15 protein-coding genes are annotated in these 21,785 nt (G+C 56.0%); 3 read left to right on the top strand and 12 right to left on the bottom strand.

Translation table 11 applies throughout. The annotated features are described in order from the left end of the window. Positions 1-200: 200 nt before the first annotated feature. Entirely contained in the window at positions 201-1,361 is a 1,161-nt protein-coding gene (locus SH528x_RS36205; protein ID WP_442508277.1) for an aminotransferase class I/II-fold pyridoxal phosphate-dependent enzyme, read from the bottom strand. Between the two features lie 138 nt (positions 1,362-1,499). On the opposite strand from SH528x_RS36205, the gene SH528x_RS36210 reads away from it, so the two are divergent. Continuing rightward, entirely contained in the window at positions 1,500-2,741 is a 1,242-nt protein-coding gene (locus SH528x_RS36210; protein ID WP_442508278.1) for an NAD(P)/FAD-dependent oxidoreductase, read from the top strand. Between the two features lie 107 nt (positions 2,742-2,848). Here SH528x_RS36210 and nth read toward each other — a convergent pair whose 3' ends face one another. Beyond that, entirely contained in the window at positions 2,849-3,520 is a 672-nt protein-coding gene (nth, locus tag SH528x_RS36215) for an endonuclease III (protein WP_442508279.1), read from the bottom strand. 94 nt (positions 3,521-3,614) lie between these two features. On the opposite strand from nth, the gene SH528x_RS36220 reads away from it, so the two are divergent. Then, positions 3,615-4,883: an MFS transporter gene (locus tag SH528x_RS36220; protein ID WP_442508280.1), complete on the top strand. Its 1,269-nt coding sequence runs from the start codon at positions 3,615-3,617 to the stop codon at positions 4,881-4,883. Here SH528x_RS36220 and SH528x_RS36225 read toward each other — a convergent pair. The 4 genes from SH528x_RS36225 to SH528x_RS36240 all read right to left on the bottom strand — a co-directional run bounded on the left by SH528x_RS36225 (position 4,880) and on the right by SH528x_RS36240 (position 11,809). Further along, positions 4,880-6,418 (bottom strand): ammonium transporter, encoded by a 1,539-nt coding sequence (locus SH528x_RS36225; protein ID WP_442508281.1) that lies wholly within the window; start codon positions 6,416-6,418, stop codon positions 4,880-4,882. The genes SH528x_RS36220 and SH528x_RS36225 overlap by 4 nt on opposite strands. A gap of 230 nt (positions 6,419-6,648) precedes the next feature. Further along, positions 6,649-8,448 carry a translation elongation factor 4 gene (gene lepA / locus SH528x_RS36230; protein WP_442508282.1) on the bottom strand — a complete coding sequence of 600 codons (1,800 nt, stop codon included), beginning with the start codon at positions 8,446-8,448 and terminating at the stop codon, positions 6,649-6,651. Between the two features lie 64 nt (positions 8,449-8,512). Continuing rightward, positions 8,513-9,562: an ROK family protein gene (locus tag SH528x_RS36235; RefSeq protein WP_442508283.1), complete on the bottom strand. Its 1,050-nt coding sequence runs from the start codon at positions 9,560-9,562 to the stop codon at positions 8,513-8,515. A gap of 630 nt (positions 9,563-10,192) precedes the next feature. Continuing rightward, entirely contained in the window at positions 10,193-11,809 is a 1,617-nt protein-coding gene (locus tag SH528x_RS36240; protein ID WP_442508284.1) for a sulfatase family protein, read from the bottom strand. A 207-nt stretch (positions 11,810-12,016) separates the two neighbouring features. On the opposite strand from SH528x_RS36240, the gene SH528x_RS36245 reads away from it, so the two are divergent. Continuing rightward, positions 12,017-12,706 (top strand): DUF480 domain-containing protein, encoded by a 690-nt coding sequence (locus tag SH528x_RS36245; protein ID WP_442508285.1) that lies wholly within the window; start codon positions 12,017-12,019, stop codon positions 12,704-12,706. A gap of 345 nt (positions 12,707-13,051) precedes the next feature. Here the strand turns inward: SH528x_RS36245 and SH528x_RS36250 are convergent, their stop codons facing one another. From SH528x_RS36250 to mnmA, 6 genes are all read right to left on the bottom strand, one after another. Further along, positions 13,052-16,384 carry a UTP--glucose-1-phosphate uridylyltransferase gene (locus tag SH528x_RS36250; RefSeq protein WP_442508286.1) on the bottom strand — a complete coding sequence of 1,111 codons (3,333 nt, stop codon included), beginning with the start codon at positions 16,382-16,384 and terminating at the stop codon, positions 13,052-13,054. Beyond that, entirely contained in the window at positions 16,381-17,274 is an 894-nt protein-coding gene (locus SH528x_RS36255; protein ID WP_442512240.1) for a sugar phosphate nucleotidyltransferase, read from the bottom strand. The genes SH528x_RS36250 and SH528x_RS36255 overlap by 4 nt, the downstream gene beginning before the upstream one ends. Before the next feature lie 168 nt (positions 17,275-17,442). Then, entirely contained in the window at positions 17,443-18,684 is a 1,242-nt protein-coding gene (gene cbiE / locus SH528x_RS36260; RefSeq protein WP_442508287.1) for a precorrin-6y C5,15-methyltransferase (decarboxylating) subunit CbiE, read from the bottom strand. Between the two features lie 145 nt (positions 18,685-18,829). Then, complete coding sequence (locus SH528x_RS36265; RefSeq protein WP_442508288.1) at positions 18,830-19,411, bottom strand: redoxin family protein; 582 nt, start codon at positions 19,409-19,411, stop codon at positions 18,830-18,832. Positions 19,412-19,577: 166 nt separating this feature from the next. Further along, positions 19,578-20,459, bottom strand: a complete 882-nt coding sequence (locus SH528x_RS36270; RefSeq protein WP_442508289.1) for a rhomboid family intramembrane serine protease — start codon at positions 20,457-20,459, stop codon at positions 19,578-19,580. 87 nt (positions 20,460-20,546) lie between these two features. Next, positions 20,547-21,722, bottom strand: coding sequence for a tRNA 2-thiouridine(34) synthase MnmA (gene mnmA, locus SH528x_RS36275; protein ID WP_442508290.1), 1,176 nt, complete (start codon positions 21,720-21,722; stop codon positions 20,547-20,549). Positions 21,723-21,785 lie beyond the last annotated feature (63 nt).

A 21,785-nucleotide genomic window follows, 5' to 3' on the forward strand; every position in this document is an offset into this window, starting at 1 on the left:
GGTGCACGCCATCTAAACATCCGCATTAGCCCGGAGGGCGGCACAACTGCGCGACCCTGTGTCGCCCTCCGGGCTGATGTGGATCGATGCCATTGTAATCCGGTGGCTGACGCCACCGGCATCCATTGTACCGCCCTCCGGGCTATAACTGCTGGACCAGCCATACCGGTGGGCGATAGGACCGATGACAGGCTGGAAGCCTATCCCACATTTTGGATGCCACTCTTTTTGATTGCTTGCAGCAGAGATTCGACCATGGCGTCGGTGTGCGATGCCGAGAGGGATAACCTTAGTCGCGCAGTGCCGGGCGGGACGGTCGGGGGACGAATCGCGGGGACGAAAAAGCCTGCTTCGCTAAGCGTCTGACTCGCTGCGACCGCTTTTGCATCCTCGCCGATAATCAACGGCACTATCGGGACTGTGTTCTCGATCGCACACGATGTCGATATCGATAATCGTTCACGCACTTGTCTCGCAAGCGACTGCACTCGATGGCGCCGCTCGGGTTCGCTTTGCAGTGATTCAAAGGCGGCAATCGAGGCGGCCACGGCGGATGGTGCTAGCGAGGTGCTGAAGATCAACGAACGACAGCGGTTGACGAGATAGTCCGTCACCACTTTTGGCCCCACCACAAAACCGCCTTGGCATCCGATCGCTTTGCTGAGCGTTCCAATCCGAATGGCAACGCGATCCTTGACTCCCAGTGCTTCGCAAACGCCACTGCCGGTTTTCCCCAACACGCCGGTGCCGTGAGCTTCATCGACGAGCAACGACGCATCGAACAGTTCGGCAATGTCACTCAATGCAACCAACGGGGCGACATCGCCGTCCATGCTGAACACGCCGTCGGTGACGATCCAAACTCGCGTGAATTCATGCCGCCGCTGTTTCAGTACGCTGGCGACAAATTCGTAATCACGATGCGGATACACAACACACTCGGCTCGCGACAAACGGCAACCATCAATCAACGAGGCATGATTCAGTGCGTCGCTGAGGATCAAATCGCCTGCTTCGGCTAGCGTGGCGACCGTGCCGCTGCAGGCCGCGTAACCGCTCGGGAACAACACTGCGGATTCGGTTGACTCAAGTTCCGCAATCGTTTCGGCAAGCTGTTGATGCAGCGGGGTCCAGCCACACACCAGCGCACTGGCGGTGCTGCCACTCTCACGTGGAAGCGACGCAATCGGCGACCCAGATGTTGCCAAGCCGAGATAGTCGTTACTGCCAAAATTAATCAGCTGACGATTCGCGGCGTCCACAAACGTGACGCCCGCAGGTTGGCGAGTCGCCAGGGTTCGCAGTCGATGCTGCGAACTCAGTTCGGCAAGCCGGTCAGCGAGATAATCAAACGAAGGCATGACGAGCGCAGTAAGAAGGAGTGGGCGTCGTAGGAATGTTTCGGCAAGGTTATGATAAGCCCGACGGGTCGACAAGCCAGACGAGGCACGCGGCATCGTTGCCCCTTCCCCTTCCTTTTTCGCTCACACGAATCCCTCATGCAAATCGTCGTCATCGGCGCCGGAGCCGCCGGAATGGTCGCGGCCGCAGAAGCGGCAAAACGCGGTGCCAACGTTATCCTGCTGGAAAAAAACACCAAGACGGGCGTCAAAATCCTGATGTCCGGGGGGACTCGTTGCAATGTCACTCACGATACCGACGCACGCGGAATCTTGCCCGGGTTTGGGCATGCGTCTCGCTTTCTGCAGCCGACCATTGGAGCGTTTCCGCCATCGGAAGTCGTGCGTATGTTTGCCGATTTGGGGGTCGCGACCAAGGTCGAAAGCACCGGCAAAGTGTTCCCGCAAAGCGATCGTGCGATCGAAGTGCGAGATGCACTGCAGCAGCAAGCGGTCGAGTCCGGGGTGCAAATCATTCGCCAACAATCGGTCCAACGACTGATCCGCGGCGACGAACATTGGCAGATTGAAACCGATGACGAGACCTATACTGCGGATCGAGTAATCGTAACCGCGGGTGGGCGAAGTTGGCCAGGCTGTGGAACGACGGGCGATGGCTATGGTTGGCTCGAAAAACTCGGACATTCGATCGTCGACACCCGCCCGGCACTTGTGCCGTTGACCGGTGGCTTTGAGTGGACCAAGGCATTGTCGGGCATCACGCTGGAGGACTGCATCGTGACTGCGGAAAACCAAACCTCCGAAGCGAAGAAGTCGAAACAGTCGATGAGCCGGCGTTCGTCATGGTTGTTCACCCACTTTGGTTTTTCGGGACCCGCGGCAATGGATGTCAGCCGGATTGTCACGCTGACTGAAAAACTGGCTCGCGTTCGCGTCCAACTCGACATGGCCCCCGACGTACCGGCCGAAGCGATCGAAGCGACACTGTGCGATACCGCTGGCGGAGCCGGGCGTCGCCGGCTTTCCAATGTACTGAGCCAATGGGTGCCAAGCCGGCTGGCAACGGCCTTGGCCAGCGAGCTGTGCGGTGATCCGACGATTGCTGAATTGACCAAGGCGGGTCGCCGAGCGACGGTGACCGGTATCAAACAATTGGCGTTGCCGATCACGGGAACTCGTGGATTCAGCAAAGCCGAAGTAACCGCGGGCGGAGTCAACCTGAAAGAGGTCAATCCGCGAACGATGGAAAGCCGAGTCGTGAAGGGACTCTACATCGCGGGCGAAGTGCTGGACGTCGATGGTTGGATCGGCGGCTATAATTTCCAAGCCGCGTTTAGCACCGGTAGAGCTGCGGGAATCGCGGCGGCAACGGTCGAGTGAGGCGTGAGCGGCCGGGTCCCGCGCATGACCCGGTGCCTTACGGCCCACGGCTCACAAATGCAATTTGCATTTCGTTTAAATCAACAGGCTCTTGGCGACTTCCACTACTACGGTTTGTTCCAGACGACTGCCTTCTTGCGATTGGGATACAGCTCAACACACAGGCCGCACTTCGTGCCGTCACAACTTCGAGCGGTGCAGTGCTCGCGGCCGTAGTAAATGATCTGCAAATGTAGGTCGTTCCACGACGATTCGGGGAACAACTTTTTCAAGTCGCGTTCGGTTTCGACGACATTCTTGCCGCTGGAGAGCCCCCATCGCTGAGCGAGTCGATGAATGTGGGTGTCAACGGGGAACGCGGGAACCCCGAACGCTTGAGCCATCACGACCGATGCGGTTTTGTGTCCCACGCCGGGTAGCGCTTCGAGCTCTGCGAATGTTTGTGGCACCTCGCCCTGATGTCGCTCGAGCAACAACTGCGACAGCTTGTAGATGCTTTTTGATTTGTTGGTCGACAAACCGATCGGACGAATCAAACGCAAAATTTCTTCTTGCCCCAATTCTACCATGGCCTGAGGCGTCCCTGCGGCAGCGAACAATTCGGGCGTCACTTCGTTGACCTTCTTGTCCGTGCACTGGGCACTAAGCAGGACCGCGATCAACAGCGTGAACTCATCGGTGTGGTCCAGCGGGATGGGGGGATCCGGGTACAACTGATTGAGTCGCTGACGGACGCGGTCGGCTCGTTCCTGTTTCTTCACTTTTTCGTTATCCTGCATTGGCGAGCCCGTTTGGACTCGCTCGTAAATTACGTTTGCTGTCTTTTGAGGGAACTTCTACCATCTCTGGCCCCCCGCGTCGAGGAATTGCTTGATGGATCGAGATGACCGCGTTCGGAACAAATCCAGATCGCTGGCCGGATCTTTCGCCGCCCGTACTCTGACCTCCTCGTCAGCTTGGGCCCCCTTACAAAACCCGCTGTATCGCGCGTTTTGGTTCGCGTCGCTGGCGTCGAATCTTGGCACATGGATTCACGAAGTAGGTGCGGGTTGGTTGATGGCCAGTCTGGACCCCTCGCCCGAAATGGTCGCCGCCGTGCGAACGGTGATGGCGGCTCCAATCATTTTTTTGGCCATTCCCGTTGGCGTGCTGGGCGACCGAATCGACCGGCGGCGAATGTTGATCGGTACTCAATTTGTGCTGTGTGCATGCACGGCAACGCTGGCTTCGCTGACGTTTAGCGACATGATCACAGCCAAGTTGCTGCTGGTGTTCACGTTTGTGATTGGCTTGGGAATGGTTGTGCACGTTCCCATCTGGCAAGCGTCGATCCCGGAACTCGTGCCAAAGAATCAGCTCGCCCGCGCGGTTGCACTAGGCAGCATCAGCTTCAATCTCGCTCGTGCGGTGGGCCCCGCCTTAGGCGGCATCTTGATTGCGATGGCGGGAGTGTGGACAGCGTTTGCGATCAACGCATTGTCGTTTGCCGGAGTGTTGATCGTTTTACTGTCATGGAAACGAGCACGCCGTGAATCTTCACGCGGGTTGTCGTTTCGCTTGTCAATGTATCAAGGCCTTCGCTATGTGGCAAAAACCGTAGCGATGCGGCACACGATCCTCGGGGTCGTGTTATTCGTGTTACCCGGAAGCGCGTTGTGGTCGCTGTTGCCGTTGGTGGCGAAACAGCATCTCGGTTGGGGCGCTAGCGGGTTTGGTTTCTTGGTAGGCTGCGTCGGTGTCGGAGCGGTGTTTGCCGCTTGGACGTTGCCTCATTTCCAGCGTCGTCGGGGCGCCGACCAAACAATTGCCATCGCGATGGTGGGGTTTGCGATCGGCTTGGCCACGCTCGCGAATACCACCGAGACGTTCATCGTGTGCGCCGCCACACTGCTGATGGGTGCGACCTGGATGATGACGCTGACGACATTAAATTCCACCGCTCAGATGACACTTCCTGCTCGGATGCGAGCCCGCGGCATGGGATGCTACTTGACGGCGATGGCGTTTTCGATGACCACCGGATCGATTCTGTGGGGACAGATCGCCGAAGCGTCCTCGATCTCGATGGCACAAACGACCGCAGCCGCGATCATGACGATCACGGCTGCAGTGAGTTTACTATTTCGCGTCGGCGATACCTAAGCGAACGTGTAACCTTCTTCGCCGTGGTCGGTGATATCCAGACCCCGTTGCTCACTCTCGGCGTGAACGCGAAGTCCGATCACGGCATCGATCAGTTTCAACAGAATCAGACTGCCGATTCCTGCGAACGCGTAGGTCACCAAGATGGCAACAATTTGCCCGATCAACAAACTAGGGTCACCACTTTCGATCAGCCCTAATTTCTTTTCGCCCGCGATGTTCCAACAGGCTCGCGTTGCAAAAACGCCGGTCAATAATGCTCCGAGCGTGCCGCCGACACCGTGGACGCCAAACGCATCGAGTGCGTCATCGTAACGCAACGCGTGTTTCAGCTTACTACAGGCAAAGTAACAAACGATTCCCGCCAGAGCACCCATCAACAGTGCGGGCATCGGCTGTACAAAGCCAGCGGCAGGAGTGATACAAACCAATCCAGCAACCGCGCCGCTGCTCGCGCCTAGAACCGTCGGTTTCTTCAAGATGCACCATTCGGTCATCACCCAAGCTAATGCACCCGCCGCAGCAGAGAAATGAGTGACGGCAAACGCACTGCTGGTCAATTCATCGGACAGCAATTCGCTGCCCGCGTTGAAGCCGAACCATCCGACCCACAGCATCGCTGCGCCCAGGGCGGTAAAAGTAAGATTGTGAGGTTGAATCGGTTCTCGCAAATAACCCATGCGAGGCCCGATCAACATGGCGGCAACCAACGCGGAAACTCCGCTACTGATGTGAACCACCGTGCCTCCGGCAAAGTCCAATGCTCCGCCCGCAAATGCATGTTCTGAGTCATATGCCAAGATGCCGCCGTCCCAAACCCAGTGACACAGCGGACAATAAATTAGCAGGCCCCACAAAACAGAGAAGACCGCCATCGCGCTAAACTTCATTCGCTCGGCGAACGCACCACAGATCAGTGCGGGAGTGATAATAAAAAACATGCCTTGAAACAGCATGTGGGTGAGCATCGGGATCTGAATTTCGGCATGGTACATGGGAGTAACCGGACCACCGGCGGCATCGCTCCAGTAACGCTGGACGCCGTTCATGAACAGATAGTCAAAGTTGCCGATCCAAGCACCGGACCCGCCAAAGGACAACGAGTACCCGACCACAGCCCACAGCACGGTCATCATGCCCATCAAGAAAATGCACTGCATCAGGATGCTGAGCACATTTTTGCGGCGAACCAGACCGCCGTAGAACATGGCCAAACCCGGTGCGGTCATGAACAGCACCAACGCACAACTGGTCAACATCCAAGCGTTGTGGCCGGCCAGAGCGGCGGCGGCGATTTTTTCTTCGAGCTCGGCTGTGGTTGCGGAGGCCGCACCGGCAGTCGCAGCAGCGGGCTCGACCGGTGTAAGGTCAGAAGGAACAGGCGTTTGGGTTTCGGAGCTTTCCGAAACAGCCTCCTCCGCAACAACAACTGCGGCCACTGCGGCCCCGTCATCTTGCGCCACCGCGACTGAACTGGGTTGGGCGGCGAAAGACAGCAACGCCAAAAAACCCCCGATAAGTAATGTCTGCTTCACCGTAATCATCCTCTAGAATTGCTTGCCACCGAAACAACGCCCCGCGCACAGGGAATCTTGATCACGTTTAGTCCAGGCCGCCTTTGTTCCCATCCGAGAATGGGACACCTGTTTAACGTGAAGAAGCGTTGTTAATTGGAACGCGGTGCCTCCCGCCGGCACCTGAATAGAACATAAGGATAATGCGTGTAAGCGTCCGCTAGAAGCGTAGGGAATCGCACCTCGGGGATTTAACCCCCTTCGGAATCACTAAGCACGGCCATGAACGCCTTTTGGCTAATCTCGACGTTGCCAATGGCCTTCATCCGCTTTTTGCCCTCTTTTTGCTTCTGCAGCAGCTTACGCTTTCGCGTAATATCACCGCCGTAACATTTGGCTGTCACATTTTTTCGCATCGCTGAAACGGTTTCACGGGCGATCACACGGCTTCCAATCGCGGCTTGCACCGCGACTTCGAACATGTGGCGTTCAATTTCGGCTTTCAATTTCTTGACCACCGCTCGGCCGCGGCGATCCGCATCCGCACGGTGACACACGACGCTGAGTGCGTCGACGCGGTTGCCATTGACCATGATGTCCATTCGAACAAGGTCGGCCGGTTCATAGCCCACCATCTCGTAATCGAGCGTGCCGTAGCCTTTCGTACAGCTTTTGATTTTGTCATGCAAATCATAGACGACCTCGGCGAGCGGGATGTCATAAGTCAACATCGCGCGTTGAGCGCCGAGGTACTCTTGTGACTTTTGGATCCCGCGACGCTCTTGGCACAGCTTCATGATCGCGCCGATGAACTCGTTTGGCACAATCACGCTGCAGCGAACGATCGGTTGACGGAATTCTTCGATGTCACCGGGGTCCGGTACATCTTGCGGTTTTCGGATCATCAGGGTCTCGCCCCGTTTGTTGACCACTTCGTAAGTCACGTTGGGTGCGGTTTGCACCAAGTCGACATCCGATTCGTTCTCCAAACGCTGCTGGACAATTTCCATGTGCAACAGCCCAAGGAAACCACAGCGGAATCCGAACCCGAGCGCTTCGCTGGTCTCGGGTTCAAATTCGAAGCTAGGATCGTTGATCGCTAACTTTTCAAGTGCATCACGCAGTTCCGTGAAGTCTTGACCGTCGCTGGGGAATAATCCGCAATAAACCATCCGTTTTGGACGCAAGTATCCCGGCAGCGGTGCCACAATTTCTTTGCCTGCAGGGCCGACAGTGTCGCCGATATGTACATCACCAAGACTCTTGATGTTACAAATCAAGTAACCAACCTGGCCCGCCTTGAGTTCTTCACAAGACTCACGCGCGGGGGCGAATCGCCCCAATTCGATTACATCGTGAACCGATCCGGCACGTAGGAAACGAATTTTTTGTCCCTTGCGAACGGTTCCGTTCATCACGCGGATGTAAGTGATCGCGCCACGGAAATCGTCATAGTTGGAATCGAACACCATCGCTTGAAGCGGAGCATTCGCATCGCCCGTCGGTGCTGGAATTCGCTCGATAATCGCATCAAGCAATTCGTCGACGCCCACGCCTGTTTTTGCACTCACCCGCATACAATCATCGGGATCGGTTCCCAACGAGTTCATCATCTCTTCGGCAACTTCGTCAGCACGTGCATGCTTCAAGTCGATCTTGTTGATCACCGGAATGATCTTCAGGTCATGCTCCATCGCCGCATAGGCATTGGCCACCGTTTGAGCTTCAACACCTTGGAATGCGTCAACCAACAGCAGCACGCCTTCGCAACAGGCCAGCGACCGCGAGACTTCGTAGTGGAAGTCGACGTGACCGGGAGTATCGATCAAATTCAATTCATAGTCTTTGCCGCCGCGTTTGAAACGCATTGTCACCGCACGCGCCTTGATCGTGATTCCACGTTCACGCTCGAGCGCTAAGTCGTCAAGCAACTGCGACTTCATTTCACGCAGCGTGACGGTGCCGGTATGCTCAAGCAATCGATCGGCTAGCGTGCTCTTGCCGTGGTCAATGTGGGCGATAATGCAAAAGTTACGAATGTGGGCTGACATATTGGTTCTTTGGCCGTGTACGGCCGAGGTGCGAAACTGATTTGTACAAAACGACTTGAGAAGCCTATTTCTTTGCGCCGTGATCTTTGTTGTATTGTCGACGGGCGTAACCGGCTACTCCTAGATATCCCGCGTCACCACCAAGCGAAGCGAACGTAATTGTCGTTCCTTCAAACACGTTCTCGAAGGTGCGAAGGCGGAATTCCTCCGAGATTCTGGACAAAAACCGTTTGCCGATACAGCAATTTGTCCCACCAAAGTTCATGGCGCCACCGAGCACCACAGAGCCGGGGTCAAGGGTATGAATAAGGGTCGTTAAACCGATACCTAACCAGCGTGCGGTTTCATCGACAATTTCCAACGCCAGCACGTCGCCGTCTTTGGCGGCTTCGTAAACGCGTTTCGCGGTCAATTCGCTATCGCCGCCACCGAGCAGACCGCTGAGCGAACTCTTGGCTCCTTCGGTCAACCGTTGCCGAGTCCGCTGAACCACCGCACTGGCCGACGCATAAGCTTCGAGTTGACCGCGTCCGCCGCCCCACACACACAACCGAGCCGTGGGAGACGGATCGACGATGATGTGACCGCATTCGCTGCCGAAACTGTTCGTGCCATTGACCAATTCACCCTCGATAATAATCCCGCCACCGACACCAGTGCCGAGCGTCAAAAGCAACATCGATTGGTCATTTCGCCCGCTGCCAAGCCAAAATTCACCGTAAGCCGCCGCGTTGGCGTCGTTCAAGAAGGAGACGGGACGCTCGAGCATTTTGCCGATTGAGTCGCGGATCGGAAAGTCCCACCAACTCGGCAGCTGAGGCGGCGCGACGAGGTAGCCGGTGGAAAGATCCATCGGTCCGGGAGCCCCCAATCCGACGCGTCGCACTTTATCTGAGATGCCAAGTTGGCCCTCGATATCTTGAATCACCGCAGCAATTCGCTGCGTAGCCGCAGTAGGGCCTTCGGATTCACGCGTCGGCAGTCGCTCGAAAGCCAGTGTGCGTCCTTCGTCGTCGACCAACCCAATCTTGATCGAGGTGCCACCGATATCGATGCCCCAGAAAAAGGGGGCCGAGGCATCGGAAATCGGGGTAAGGGTCGGGGTATCAGACATGGGACGATCGCGTGATAGTTGGAATTCGCAGTTCGCAGGGCAGTATAAGAAGGGGGACAAATTGCCACAACGGATAACTGCCCCCCGCAACCCATGATCCCCCGTGCAAGCGGCGGGTTTCAATCAAGATGCCCATCACAGTGGTGAGCTGTGCGCCGTAAGGCACCGGGTAATTTCAATTTCACCCTCCCCTCTGGGAGGGTCGGCCGCAGGAAGCGGCCGGGGAGGGCTGGTGAAACCAAGTGTGCACGATCAATTCATAACTCAGCGAGCCCCACCGGTGAGCCGGCTACCGCCGACTCTGACCTCCCCAAAGGGCAACGCTGTGAAACATTTTCTCGTAGCTACCTTCGCCAGAAGGTGGTGATTCGTATTGGCCGGCAACCATCCACGCTCTGGCGAGCGTAGCTACGGAACGCAAATGCCGTAATTTGCCGTCTCTAAATTCTTCACAGCGTTGCCCAAAGGGGAGGTAATGCGTGGGATATGCCTCTCATGCGTAAGCGGCTCACCAAACCAACACGCCGTCAAGAGATCACTTCACCCCCTCTCGCCGCACTCCGCCAAGCTCTCGCCGTCGCTTCACCCGCAAACCGCTTTGATGTGCTAGCAACACCGCGTGTCGACTGGCTATTTCTTTTTCTTCTTGTCGTACGGCTTCGTGAACTCTGCGGACTCGAACATCACGTTGTCGGACACCCGAGGATCGCCAGTCCGTTTTAGCTCGGACATCAACCGCGAGTGAAGTTGCTCTCGGACCGGCTCCGATTCCGGATTGTCGGCAAGGTTGTTCATGCAGTGTGGGTCTTTCTGAACATCGTACAGCTCGACACGCGGTCGCCGGGCGAAGGCAAAATCAAACGACTCGGGATCCGATTCGCGATTCGTCACAATCCAAGCTTTGGTGGGACTGCCATCCATATCTCGAAAACCGACCATCGTGTTTTCTCGCCATGACGCAAAATTCGGCATCGGCGTAGCAGGTTCGCCGTAACCCGGCCCCGACCCCATCGGCCAACGCTGGGGCGCAAAGTTAATGATCAACAAATGTTGATCGGTGCGAATCGCCCGTTGCGGATACGGAGTAAAATCAGGCTGTGCCGCGGCAACGTGCCGTTCACGTCCAGTGAAGACGGCGTCGCGTTTCGCATCCACCGTGCCCGACTTGTCACTCGTCAGCACCGGGATCAACGATTTCGCGGTCATCGTCTCGGGAATCGATACGCCCGCCGCCTCCAAAAACGTAGGGGCAAGATCGGGCAGCGAGACAAAATCATCAACCACGCGGCCTTGCTGTTTCATCCCGGCGGGCCAACGAATCGCCAGCGGAACGTGGGTGCCAAAATCGTACAAGTTGCACTTGCCTCGCGTGACACCGGGGAAACCGTGGTCGCCGCTCACCACCAGGATCGTGTTGTCGTAAACGCCCAATCGCTTCAGTTCATCAATGATCACGCCCAACCCCGCGTCAAACGCTTGTATCTCGCCAAAGTAGTCGGCGAAGTCTTCACGAACGAGCGGAACATCGGGCAGGTACGGCGGAATCTTACCGGCGAAGTCGTCGGGGTTGATGCCCCACAGTTTCTTGCCGCTTCCGGCAACCCATTTGCGATGACAGTTGGTGGGTCCAAAGAAGTAACAGAACGGTTTTTCGCCATCGACTGTCTGGTCGCCGTTTTGATCGAGGAACGAAATCAGATTGCCACGAACTTCGTCCAACAACTCTGCTTTCCGAGCATCTGGGGCATTGCCCTTCATCGCATTTTGCGAAAAACCATTGAACTTGCGGCCTGCACGATTGAACCCGCGAGCGGCACCTCCATGCGGCGCATCGGCCGGCGTGCCGGGGCTCCATACTTTGTAGGTATGTCCGATTCGGTATCCCGCTGATTCCAAAAGCAGCGGGTACGAGGGAATATCGAAATCCCACTCGGCGCCTTGCAGGATCGAGGCCGAACCACATCGCCAAAAATGTTGGCCCGATAACAAAGAACTGCGACACGGCGTACACGATGGCGCACTGACAAACGCCCGCGTGAACAACACCCCCTGCTCGGCAACCGAATCAAAATGGGGTGTCGCGACGAGATCATCCAGACCGCCAGGGTTCAACTTGCCATACGCGCTGGCGTGACACCCCCAATCATCGGCAAACGCCATCACGATATTGGGACGCTCTGCGGCAACGCCGAGCGACGGGATCACACTGAGCAGAGCGAGCGATAAATAAGAAAGCAGTCGTTTCATCGGCAACGAAGCCTGGCGTGGGGGAAAGACGAAGGGAGGGCCGCGAGTCAATGATTCGCGACGTCGTCCGCGGAGGATTGTCCTACATGATAGCTAATCTTTGCCCCACTTGTTGAAAGAGGGGGAGTTGCTTAACCGCCCATTGGAACGCCAAGATAGCGGTGCATCACCCTTTTTATCATCCAACATGCGCAGGCGGTTTTACCCATGTCCGACGAAACGAGTGAAGAGAAGCCCAAACCGGTCGCCCTTTCGCGTAACGCCCGCCGTGTCCTGGGGGTGTTAGTGGAAAAGGCCAAAACGACCCCCGACAGTTACCCGTTAACGATGTCCGGACTGATCAGCGGCAGCAACCAGAAATCGAATCGTTCGCCTCAATTGCAATTGGACGAGGACGATGTTCTGACGGCCTTAGACGAGCTAAAGCGAGTCGGTGCGGCTCGTGAAATCCAAGGCAGCGGCCGAGCGACAAAATATCGTCACGCAGCGTACGAATGGTTCGATGTCGATAGTCCCGGTGCAGCCGTGATGACAGAACTGCTGCTTCGAGGACCACAAACATTGGGCGAAATTCGCACGCGAGCTTCGCGGATGTATGCCATGGAGGATTTGAAAGCGACTCAAGAAGTCGTCGACTCGTTAATCGCAAAGGACCTCGTCGAAGCGCTCTCGCCTCCGGGACGCGGCCAAACGTTCACGCACAAGTTGTATCCGCCTGAGGAACGCCAGTACCTCGAAGCTCGGTTGGAAAAACAAGCGGCTGCATCCGACGCATCGTCTACACCGTCGCCGGCAAAGGCAAGCAACACCGCAGTCGATGCGTTGATCGCCAGACTCGAATCGGTGAACGAGCGAATCGATCAATTGGAAAAACGAATCGACGAACTCGAGTCGTAGGGAAGGATGCACCGGAATTTCAAAATGCGAAAACCTGTCGGTTTCCGGCCAGCAAAATCGTACTGCTTAACAGAGCTCTCTTCCTGAAAATTGATCTAACCCTCAATAGTTCTCATCTGTTTTCGGGCCAAAGTCCCAGCAATTTACCTAGCCCAGGCAAACGGATGGCCCTTTGGGCCGAAGTAGCGGATCTTTGAGTCCGCAGCTCAAGAGATACGGAGGGATCAATAGACCCGACAATTCAAAGCAAACCGAGAAAAAGCCAGCCCGCCGATGTACGAGCGGCTCACTCAACCAACCCGATTGAGCCAGGTTCTTTGACAACATCCTGCCCCCCACACTTCACTACCACTTGCACAGTGAATCGATGTAGTCGGCGCTGCCGTCGCGTTTCCATGGATCGAGCTGAGCTTGTGCTTTGAGCTGTTGGCCGCGGCGGAGTGGGGCGACGAAAAAACAGCTGCTGATATCGGCGATCGCGGTCATGTCGCCCCACAGTTTTTCAAACTGAGCGACGGGGAAAACATCCTCTTGGGCATTGCCCCAGCGTTTCTTGACATCCTTGAGCGTGATGTACGTTGGCATCCGCTGCGCCATCGCGCGGATTGCTTGGTCAACACGTTCGGAATTGGCCAGATCAGCTCGAGTCAATCCGAATGACTTCAGCAATCCGTCGATCGAAATCCAGGTCGTCATCGAATTGTAGAAGGTCAAATCAAACTCGATCTGCTCGTTCGGCATCGCTAGGCCTTCGACGAGTCGCGGTCGGCCATTGACCAACGCGAGTCCGCCACCGCGGTCTTCCAAGCGGCGACTGATCACTTCAAAGCTAAGTGTGGTTTCGCCGGCAATATGACGCCCCAGAAACGCCGGATCGACGTTCGCCCCGAGGGTGTCAATGTTGTGAAGCAACAAATAATCCAATTGCGGTTGGCGATCCAGCATTTGCTGCAACACACCGCTGCGGAGCATATTGGGAATTTCGAACCAATGGCCTACCGGATGGATGCACTGACTTGGCACATTGTCGGTGTAATCGCTGGCCTCGCCCGCGGATTTCGCCCATCCGATCAGCGCCGTCCGCAAACTCTCGCGTACTTTTTGCTGCTGTTCATCCAGGATCTGTTGGGCAGTTTCCTCCCACAAAAAACGCAAATCACGCACCATCGGGATCATCCGCAGCCCGACACTGCGTCCGGTCGAAACCAGCAAGTTTTCGCCGAAACCAAAAGAATCGTTGCGATCGAGGTATTCACGAATCGGCTGGTCGGTCAGATGGCTGGTGGTAAACACATGCGGCATCGCAGCATCGTGTTTCTCCGCGATCGCTCGATTCTTGGCGAGATGCACTTCGAGGAAGCTGCGATGGCGACCGGCAAAACGACAAAATGGATGAAGTGCTTTGCAAACACCGGCACCTTCGGTCCAGCGGCTGCCGACACCTGCGGCCAACGTGACCACCGCCACTTTCCCTGCCTTGATTGCCGCCGATCCAAGATCGGCATATTTCGGATCGATCCCTTCACGCAAATCGACGACGTGCTCGGGCTTCACATCTTGAATCATCGTGTTGGCGGGCAGCCGATTCTGGGACAACCCGATCCGCCCACTGATCAAATCGGCACGAATTTGCTCGTGTTGGAACCGGTCAAAACCAATTCGATTCAACAGCGACCCGAGCGACGATTCGCTGGAGTGTTCGAGTGCTGCCGACGGCAGGATACTCTCCAACAGCATTCCGGCTGTCGCACTGCCAGTTTCGCCATCTTGGCATCGTTTGCTAATTCGCTCGAGTTCCGATCGCGTTCTGAGCGACAAATCTCGTAACGGCGTTCGCAATAACGCTGGCAACACGAGCGCGTAATAACGGTCAGGCAGCATCGCATCGTTGCCGCAGAGCAACTCGGCACTCGTTCCGTTGTCGTTGATTTTGAAGTCATAGACGACTGGATCCATGGCAAATGGCAGCGATGTCTCTAGGTCCCTTTTCGTCTTAACCATCGCATCGCCGAGCCACACTTGGGCTTCGGGTTTAATTTTGGGATCAAAAATGAACCCCATACCGCCGCCCGCCATCCCGCCGAGCATCCAAAATCCCCAGAACTGCGTTCCGTAACGCTCGCGGCACTGGTCGATCAATGAATCGGTGAATCGGTTGGTCGCCCACGGAATGATCGTTTGCAGTGGTCCTTCGAAATTGCGAGTGGTAACATCGCCGACTTGTTTGATATTGCCTGCCTTGAGCGACTCGACAACTTCATCAAGAATTCGAATCGCTTCCTTTCGTCCCTGCCATTCATTCTCGCTACGCAGCAGATAGTGCTCGGTCACCATCTCCAGAATCGGGCCCACGTTTTGGGCCATTCCTCCGTGCACAAGCACCAACGACTCTTGAATCTTCTGACGCATTGCATCGGCGATTTCGTCACTGCCGAGCACATGATGAACCGGCATCAAACGTCCACGGCTAATGCCAAACTCGGGGTCATTCTGTTCGGCGGTGGCTCCACAAATCAGCTTGATGCCGGGCCAAACACCACCGGAATCTTGCCATCCGCCACCGCTGCCGCCAAGCCATTCGCCCAGAATCGCTCGCGCGGCGACCAAGCGGCGGTCGGCTTCGGTGAGCGGACCTGTTAGCGATTGAACTTGTCCGGTCGCCCGCATCAGCAGCGAAATCAGCGAACCAAGTAGATTGGTGGAAACCGCAAGCCGCGATCCTTTGGGGATATCATTGATCTTGCTGACCAATTCCAATCCACGTCCCGGGCCGAGCATGACCTTCAAAAGGTCTTCCATCGACTCGCGACATCCCTCCAGTCCCGGAGGCACGATGCCCGCGGCGATCAACGCCGCTTTTAGCAACCCTAAATAATCGCGTGCAAAATCGAAGGTCTCGGAAATCGAACGCAGCGTCGTCGTCGCCCCGAGATCGACACTGGTCAGACGAATGACCGGCTCGTCAATGATTCGCAGGTAGGTTTCGATCGGCGGCTTCGTTTCCGAATCACGGCCACGCACCCCGAGGTCGACTGAGACATTCAACACCCGAGCTCCCTCGGGAAAATCCATCCCGAGAAAGAAGATGTCGCTCCACGCACTGTGCGAAAAATCCATTCGCACTGCCGTCGTTTCCTTCATCAGCGGCGAGGTCCCGGTCGCGGGATCCATCTCGACCAGCTCGCTGCGGATTCGCAGCGGGTGATCCGCGGGATGCCCAACGCGAAACATCCACTGGTTGCCTCGGACGGTGCGGACGCTGCGACGAACTTGATCGGCAAGCGTTTGAAACCCGAGTTGATGGTACGCTTGTGACAACGCGCTCGCTAACGCGTCGCTGGGACCGGCTTGCTGCTGATACGCCAAAAAACAATCGATCGCTTCCATAAAACGACGAGCCAACAGGTGCTCGTAACCCTCGTACGGAATCCGCCCCGATTGCTCAATCGACAAACGCGATGGCAAGTGGTATCGGTAAATTGCCGACAAGAAGAATAACGCCCGCACACGCCGATACAAATTTTCTTCTTTGCGACGAAACGTATCGAGCACCTCGACGTGACCAAGCAATTGATCAAGCGTCTGATCGTGACACACCGATTCGAGCGATCGATCGCGAACCGCATCGTCGTCCGAGGTGATGATTTCAATCAACGGGTTGGTTGCAGAACGAATCATTGAGCCGTGATCCCTTCCGCTCGAGTGGCCAGCAATTCGACCATTTCGGTCAAAATCCGATCGCGGTCACGTCCCGACAAACCAATCGCCAATTGAGCGATCAACAATCCATAGGTGACACCCAGGTTGTAGCGTGAACCTTGCAAGCGATAGGCAAGGTAGCGTTGGCGCGACGTCAACATCGCCAAGGCATCCGACAGCGAAGGTTTTTCATGTGCGTGATCGGCAAGCAATTGTTCGATCGACATCATCGCTTCGGCAGTCAACACATGCATGCCGAAAAATCCGAGATAGTGTCCCGCTCGCAGCCCCGGTGTCACCAGCTCTTGTTCGGCATAGGTCGGCGTCGGCTTTTCGACCACCGCTTCGACTTCGTACAAGTCATCGCGGCGTGGTAGATGAGGACCGCTGACAATGCCAAAGTAGGGCAGTTTGTTTTCGCGAGTCGACTGCACCGCCGACACCGAGCACTCAAACTCACTGGCAATTTTGATTAACTGCTTTGCACACGGGATGTCGGATGCACTGAGATACAAGTGGTCGCCGACAAGGTGCAGAAACGGCTGATCACCGACAAACGACTTCGCTTGATAGATCGCGTCGGCGTAGCCCCGAGGCTCAGGCTGTTCAACAAACTGGATGCTGGCCAAGTGAGTCCCGGCGGCCTGTTCGTAGGCCTCCTGGTCGCCTGGCCGGATCACGACACAGATCTCTTCGATGCCGGCGGAGAGCGTTTCTTCGACGATTAACTGCAGCGCCGTCTTGGTCTCGCCATTGCGGTCGACCAGTTGTTGCAGCGGCAACGTGTTCTGTTTCGGGGCTGCAGCGGTGATAACTGCCTTGTGAACCTGCATAGCGAATGGCGATGGTACGAGAGAGGAAAAGGGCATCCACGGGACCGATCGTTGAATGCCAAGCAAATAAGCGGTGTAGTGGATCTTGCTAAAGATCCTGCGTGCGGGATCTTTAGCAAGATCCACTACGAGGGAACGCGTTTGACGTCCCTCGATCGGCCCCTAGCATAGTTCGCAAAATACGCTGGCAAAGCCAAGGCGGAACTATTTCAATTTCCGGCCCAAAACCAAGAAGGTTGGGTTAAGCGACTCGAATCGGACGCGGTCCATTTGGTACTGGCCTCGCGAGATATTGATCATTCGCACATCCTGAACCAGTCCCTCTTTGGAGAACACGTTCTGGACCGAAACGAGATTATCAGGACTGGAGACATTGACGACGATGCGACCGCCTTGGGCCAATCGCGGCACGGCAGCCGAGACCAAATCGGGCACCACGCGTCCGGTACCACCAACAAAGATGGCGTCCGGATTAGGAAGGTCTTTCCAGGCGTCAGGGGCTTGACCGTGGACCGGAATCAACGAGGGAACGTCGAACATTTTCGCGTTCTCGATCATCAATCCGTAATCCTCGGCATCCATTTCAATTGCAAACACTTTGCCTTGAGTCGCAATCGAGGCGGCTTCGATCGCCAGCGATCCACATCCGGCACCGACATCCCATACGATACTTTTCGCGGTCAGATCGAGTTCAGATAACGCAATGCAGCGAACTTCGGCGGGCGTCAACAAACCTCGCTTGGGCCGCGACTGCAAAAACAGATCGTCGGGGTTACCAAACAAGCGACGGTTCGCACTGCCGCTGGGACGATCGGCGGCTCCCGATTTTCGCACCAACACCATCACGTTCATGACGCCAAACGATTGACCTCGGATCGAGGTCAAATCCCCTTGCGTCACCGTTTCATCGGGCGTACCAAGATCTTCGCAAACGTAGGCGGTAAAGTAATCGATGCGTCGATCTAACAACGCCTCGGCAACCACGGAGGGCGAAATGTCCTCGGTGGTAAAGATCCCTACACGCTCGGCGGTGCGAACATTATCCACCACACGGTCAAGCGATTGGTTCGCAAGATTGGTCAGATAGGCATCATCCCAACTCTCTTTGACACGTGCAAACGCCAACTGCATGCTGCTGACGTGTGGCACCACATCAAAACGATCTTTGCCAAACGTCTCGGTCAAGTAACGCGCGATACCATAAAACAACGGATCGCCACCCGCCAAAACCACCGCGGGTTGGTCGCCGAGTTCGCGAATCGATTGCTGCAGCTGGTCTAAATTGCTGCCGACGACAATGCGTTTGGCAGTGGAGGCTGGCACTTTTCCGAGCAACTGCGACGGGCCCACTAAAACGGTCGCTTGGTCGATCAAGTTTCTCGCTTGACCCGTCAACCCATCAAGTCCGTCGTCGCCAATCCCAACAATATGAATGCGAGCAGTCAATCTAGTGTCCGTTATTTGTAGTGGTAGTTGTGAAGGCGTTGTACAATATGTTCACAGTCGCTCTGCGAGCTTACGTTTTGATCGCGGAGCGATCAACGACTGTGAAAAGGGTGGACCGATGACAGGCTGGAAGCCTATCCCACGTTTATAGTTTTCGCAGCTCTTTCATGATTTCTTCGACCGTGGTTCGCCCAGCATGCGAGTTACTGACTTTGGACCAGGCGACACGTCCATTTGTATCAATCACGTAGGTTGCAGGGTACGCGGTTTCGCGAGGTGCATCCCAGCGAAGACCCCACTGAGTCACCATTTCCATCGCGTCGTCGCGGACGATCACGAGCGGTGCGGGCAACGTTCGCGAGCCCATGAATTCTTCGGCATGTCGCTGCAGCAACGTCGCTTCACCCGGGTAAACCAGGATCACTCGCGATGCTGCTTGAGAGAGTGCTTTGGCACGGTTCGCCAAACTGCTGACTTGCTTGCTGCACAGCGGGCATTGGTATCCGGGATACCCTCGCAGCACGATGACGACGACCGGTCCCTTTTTGTATTCTTCTTGCAATTCAATGAAATCTTTGCCGCCCACAACCGGCAATTCAAAGTTGATTGCCTTGGCTCCCTCGGCAAGCGGTTGCGAACGCCCATCGTCATCCGCAAAAACATTCGCGTTGATCGCCGCGAAAAACATCAGGCACGCCGCAGCACCGCAAACTCGTGGAATCATCATTTGTATCCTGGTTAGGGCAAGGAAGTAGTGGATCTTGCTAAAGATCCTCGGGCCGGGATCTTTGACGAGATCCACTACCCCGGTGACTGTTTTTTGTATTGCAATTGAAACTTGTTTTTTTGCTTCGTTCGCCGAGCGATAGACCCCAAAAGTGTCCGCTCGTTCCTTAGTTCTGATCACGTTTTTCACGTTGTCGTCGACTGTATCGTTCTAACGTTTTGCGTTCGGATCGCGTTAAGCTCGCTTCGCCACTGGCATGAATTTTTGCCAAAATTCGGTCCGCCTCCGCCGCGTCTTGGTTCAATTTTCGATCCGGATCGTGAATTTTCAGCTTCATGCGACGCGATCGCTGCCGGAAATAATTCGGCAAATCCGAGAGCGCCGCCAAATCGAGCCAGCGGAAATTCCAGCGTTGGTAGAAATAGGCGGCTGAAAACGCGGCACCCGTTAAATGCACCTCAAACGCGGTAGGGGAATTGCCCATCAAACCCAAAGCACCGGCGAAATCCATCGCCACAAAGCCGACTGCCAAGATCCAAGCTTTCACCGGGATCACAAACATCAACAACACTTCTTGATGCGGATAGTAGAAGGCAAACAAAATCGTTGTTGCCACAACCGCACCACTGGCCCCGATCACCAAACCGCCGCCTTGGATCCAAAATGAGATCGATGCCACGATGCCACCGGCGATGATGGCCGCCAAGTAAAATTTCAGGAACTCTTGCTGACCAATCCGACGCTCGACGATGCGGCCGAAGAAAAACAGCCCGATCATATTGAACAATATATGGTTGATATTGTTCGGATCGTGCGTGAAACCGTAGGTCAGAAACTGCCACCACATCCACGGATGAGTCACCGTGCTGGCCTGGGCGCCGAACCAAGGAACCAGCTGACTGACGCCTTTTTGTGCGAAGATCATGTCGACAAAGAACACAGCGACATTAATGACGATCAAAACGATCGTCACACTCCGCGGATTCTGGACTCGGTCCCACGGGGTGCGTTCATCCGAGCGTCCGTAGTCGCGGTCATATAGACCCATGAACCATTCCTAAAACTTTAACGATTGGGCAAAACAAGTGAACTGCATCCTAGCAATCATGATGCCGCCTCGTCGATATCGTTCAAATTACTGAATCCAGCCCCCGCCGAGCACTCGCGTGTCGTCAAAAACGACGGCGGCCTGGCCGGGGGCAATTGCTAGCTGAGGCTCGTCGAACTCGACCGTGAACTGGTCGGGATCCCCAGGATCGACAAAAACGCGAGCCGGCAGCGGGGATCCGTTGTAGCGAATCTGCACTCCCACTCGATCAGGCAGCGTGGCAGGATCGACCAGCCAATTCGCCTCATTTGCTGTCAATCCTTCGCGAGCGAGGGCTTCTTGCAGCCCGATCACAACTCGATTCGTCTCCGTTTCGATCCGGACGACAAAATGGGGTGTCCCCATCGCCACGCCCAATCCCTTTCGTTGGCCGATCGTGAACGCTTCGTACCCGGCGTGCGTCCCGACGACTTTGCCGTCGGTGGTTACAATTTCACCTGCGGTCGCTCCCACCATTTCGGGGCGTCTCGCTTTGACGAAATCGCTGTGATGGCCTTGAGTGACGAAGCAGATTTCCTGGCTGTCACGTTTGCCGGCGACCCCCATCCCGAGCTCCATTGCCATTTCGCGAATCCGAGGCTTTTCAAAGCCACCGACCGGCAACAGCATCCGGTTGAGCCGCTCAGCACCAATCCCGAACAGGGCATAAGATTGATCTTTATTGGAATCGAGCCCCCGATGCAGCTCGGATTGGTCGCCGTTTTTGACCATTCGGGCGTAATGCCCCGTCGCCACAAAATCGGCATCGACGCCGTCGGCATAGTCGAACAAACGGCCGAATTTGATCCAATTGTTGCACTTCACACACGGATTGGGCGTGCGGCCGCTGAGGTAATCGTCGACGAAGTAGTCAACAATGCGGCGAAAATCTTCTTGCAGATCGAGGGCGTAGAAGGGGATCCCCATTTTCGAGGCAACGCGGCGAGCATCGGCGGCGTCCGAGGCGGTACAACAGCCTTGTTTGTGATCGGCGCGAGCTTGGTGAAGTCCGCCGAGCACCGGCAGTGCCCCTGCTGACTGGCCTGCAGCTTGGCCTGCGGCATCCATTTCGCCACCCGCTGCGGATGGGGTACTGCATATGCGGCTCGATTCTTCGCCGTGCCTCATAAAGACACCGATACACTCGTGGCCCGCCTCGAGCAACAAGTGCGCAGCAACGCTGGAATCGACGCCGCCACTCATCGCTAGAACCACCCGTGCCATGTATCTTTTTCCCTTAACTCGATATGATTTATTTGTCTGGATCACCCTCGAAACCCGATCCGA

Source organism: Novipirellula methanifontis, from assembly GCF_052161655.1.
Classification (GTDB): Bacteria; Planctomycetota; Planctomycetia; order Pirellulales; family Pirellulaceae; genus Novipirellula.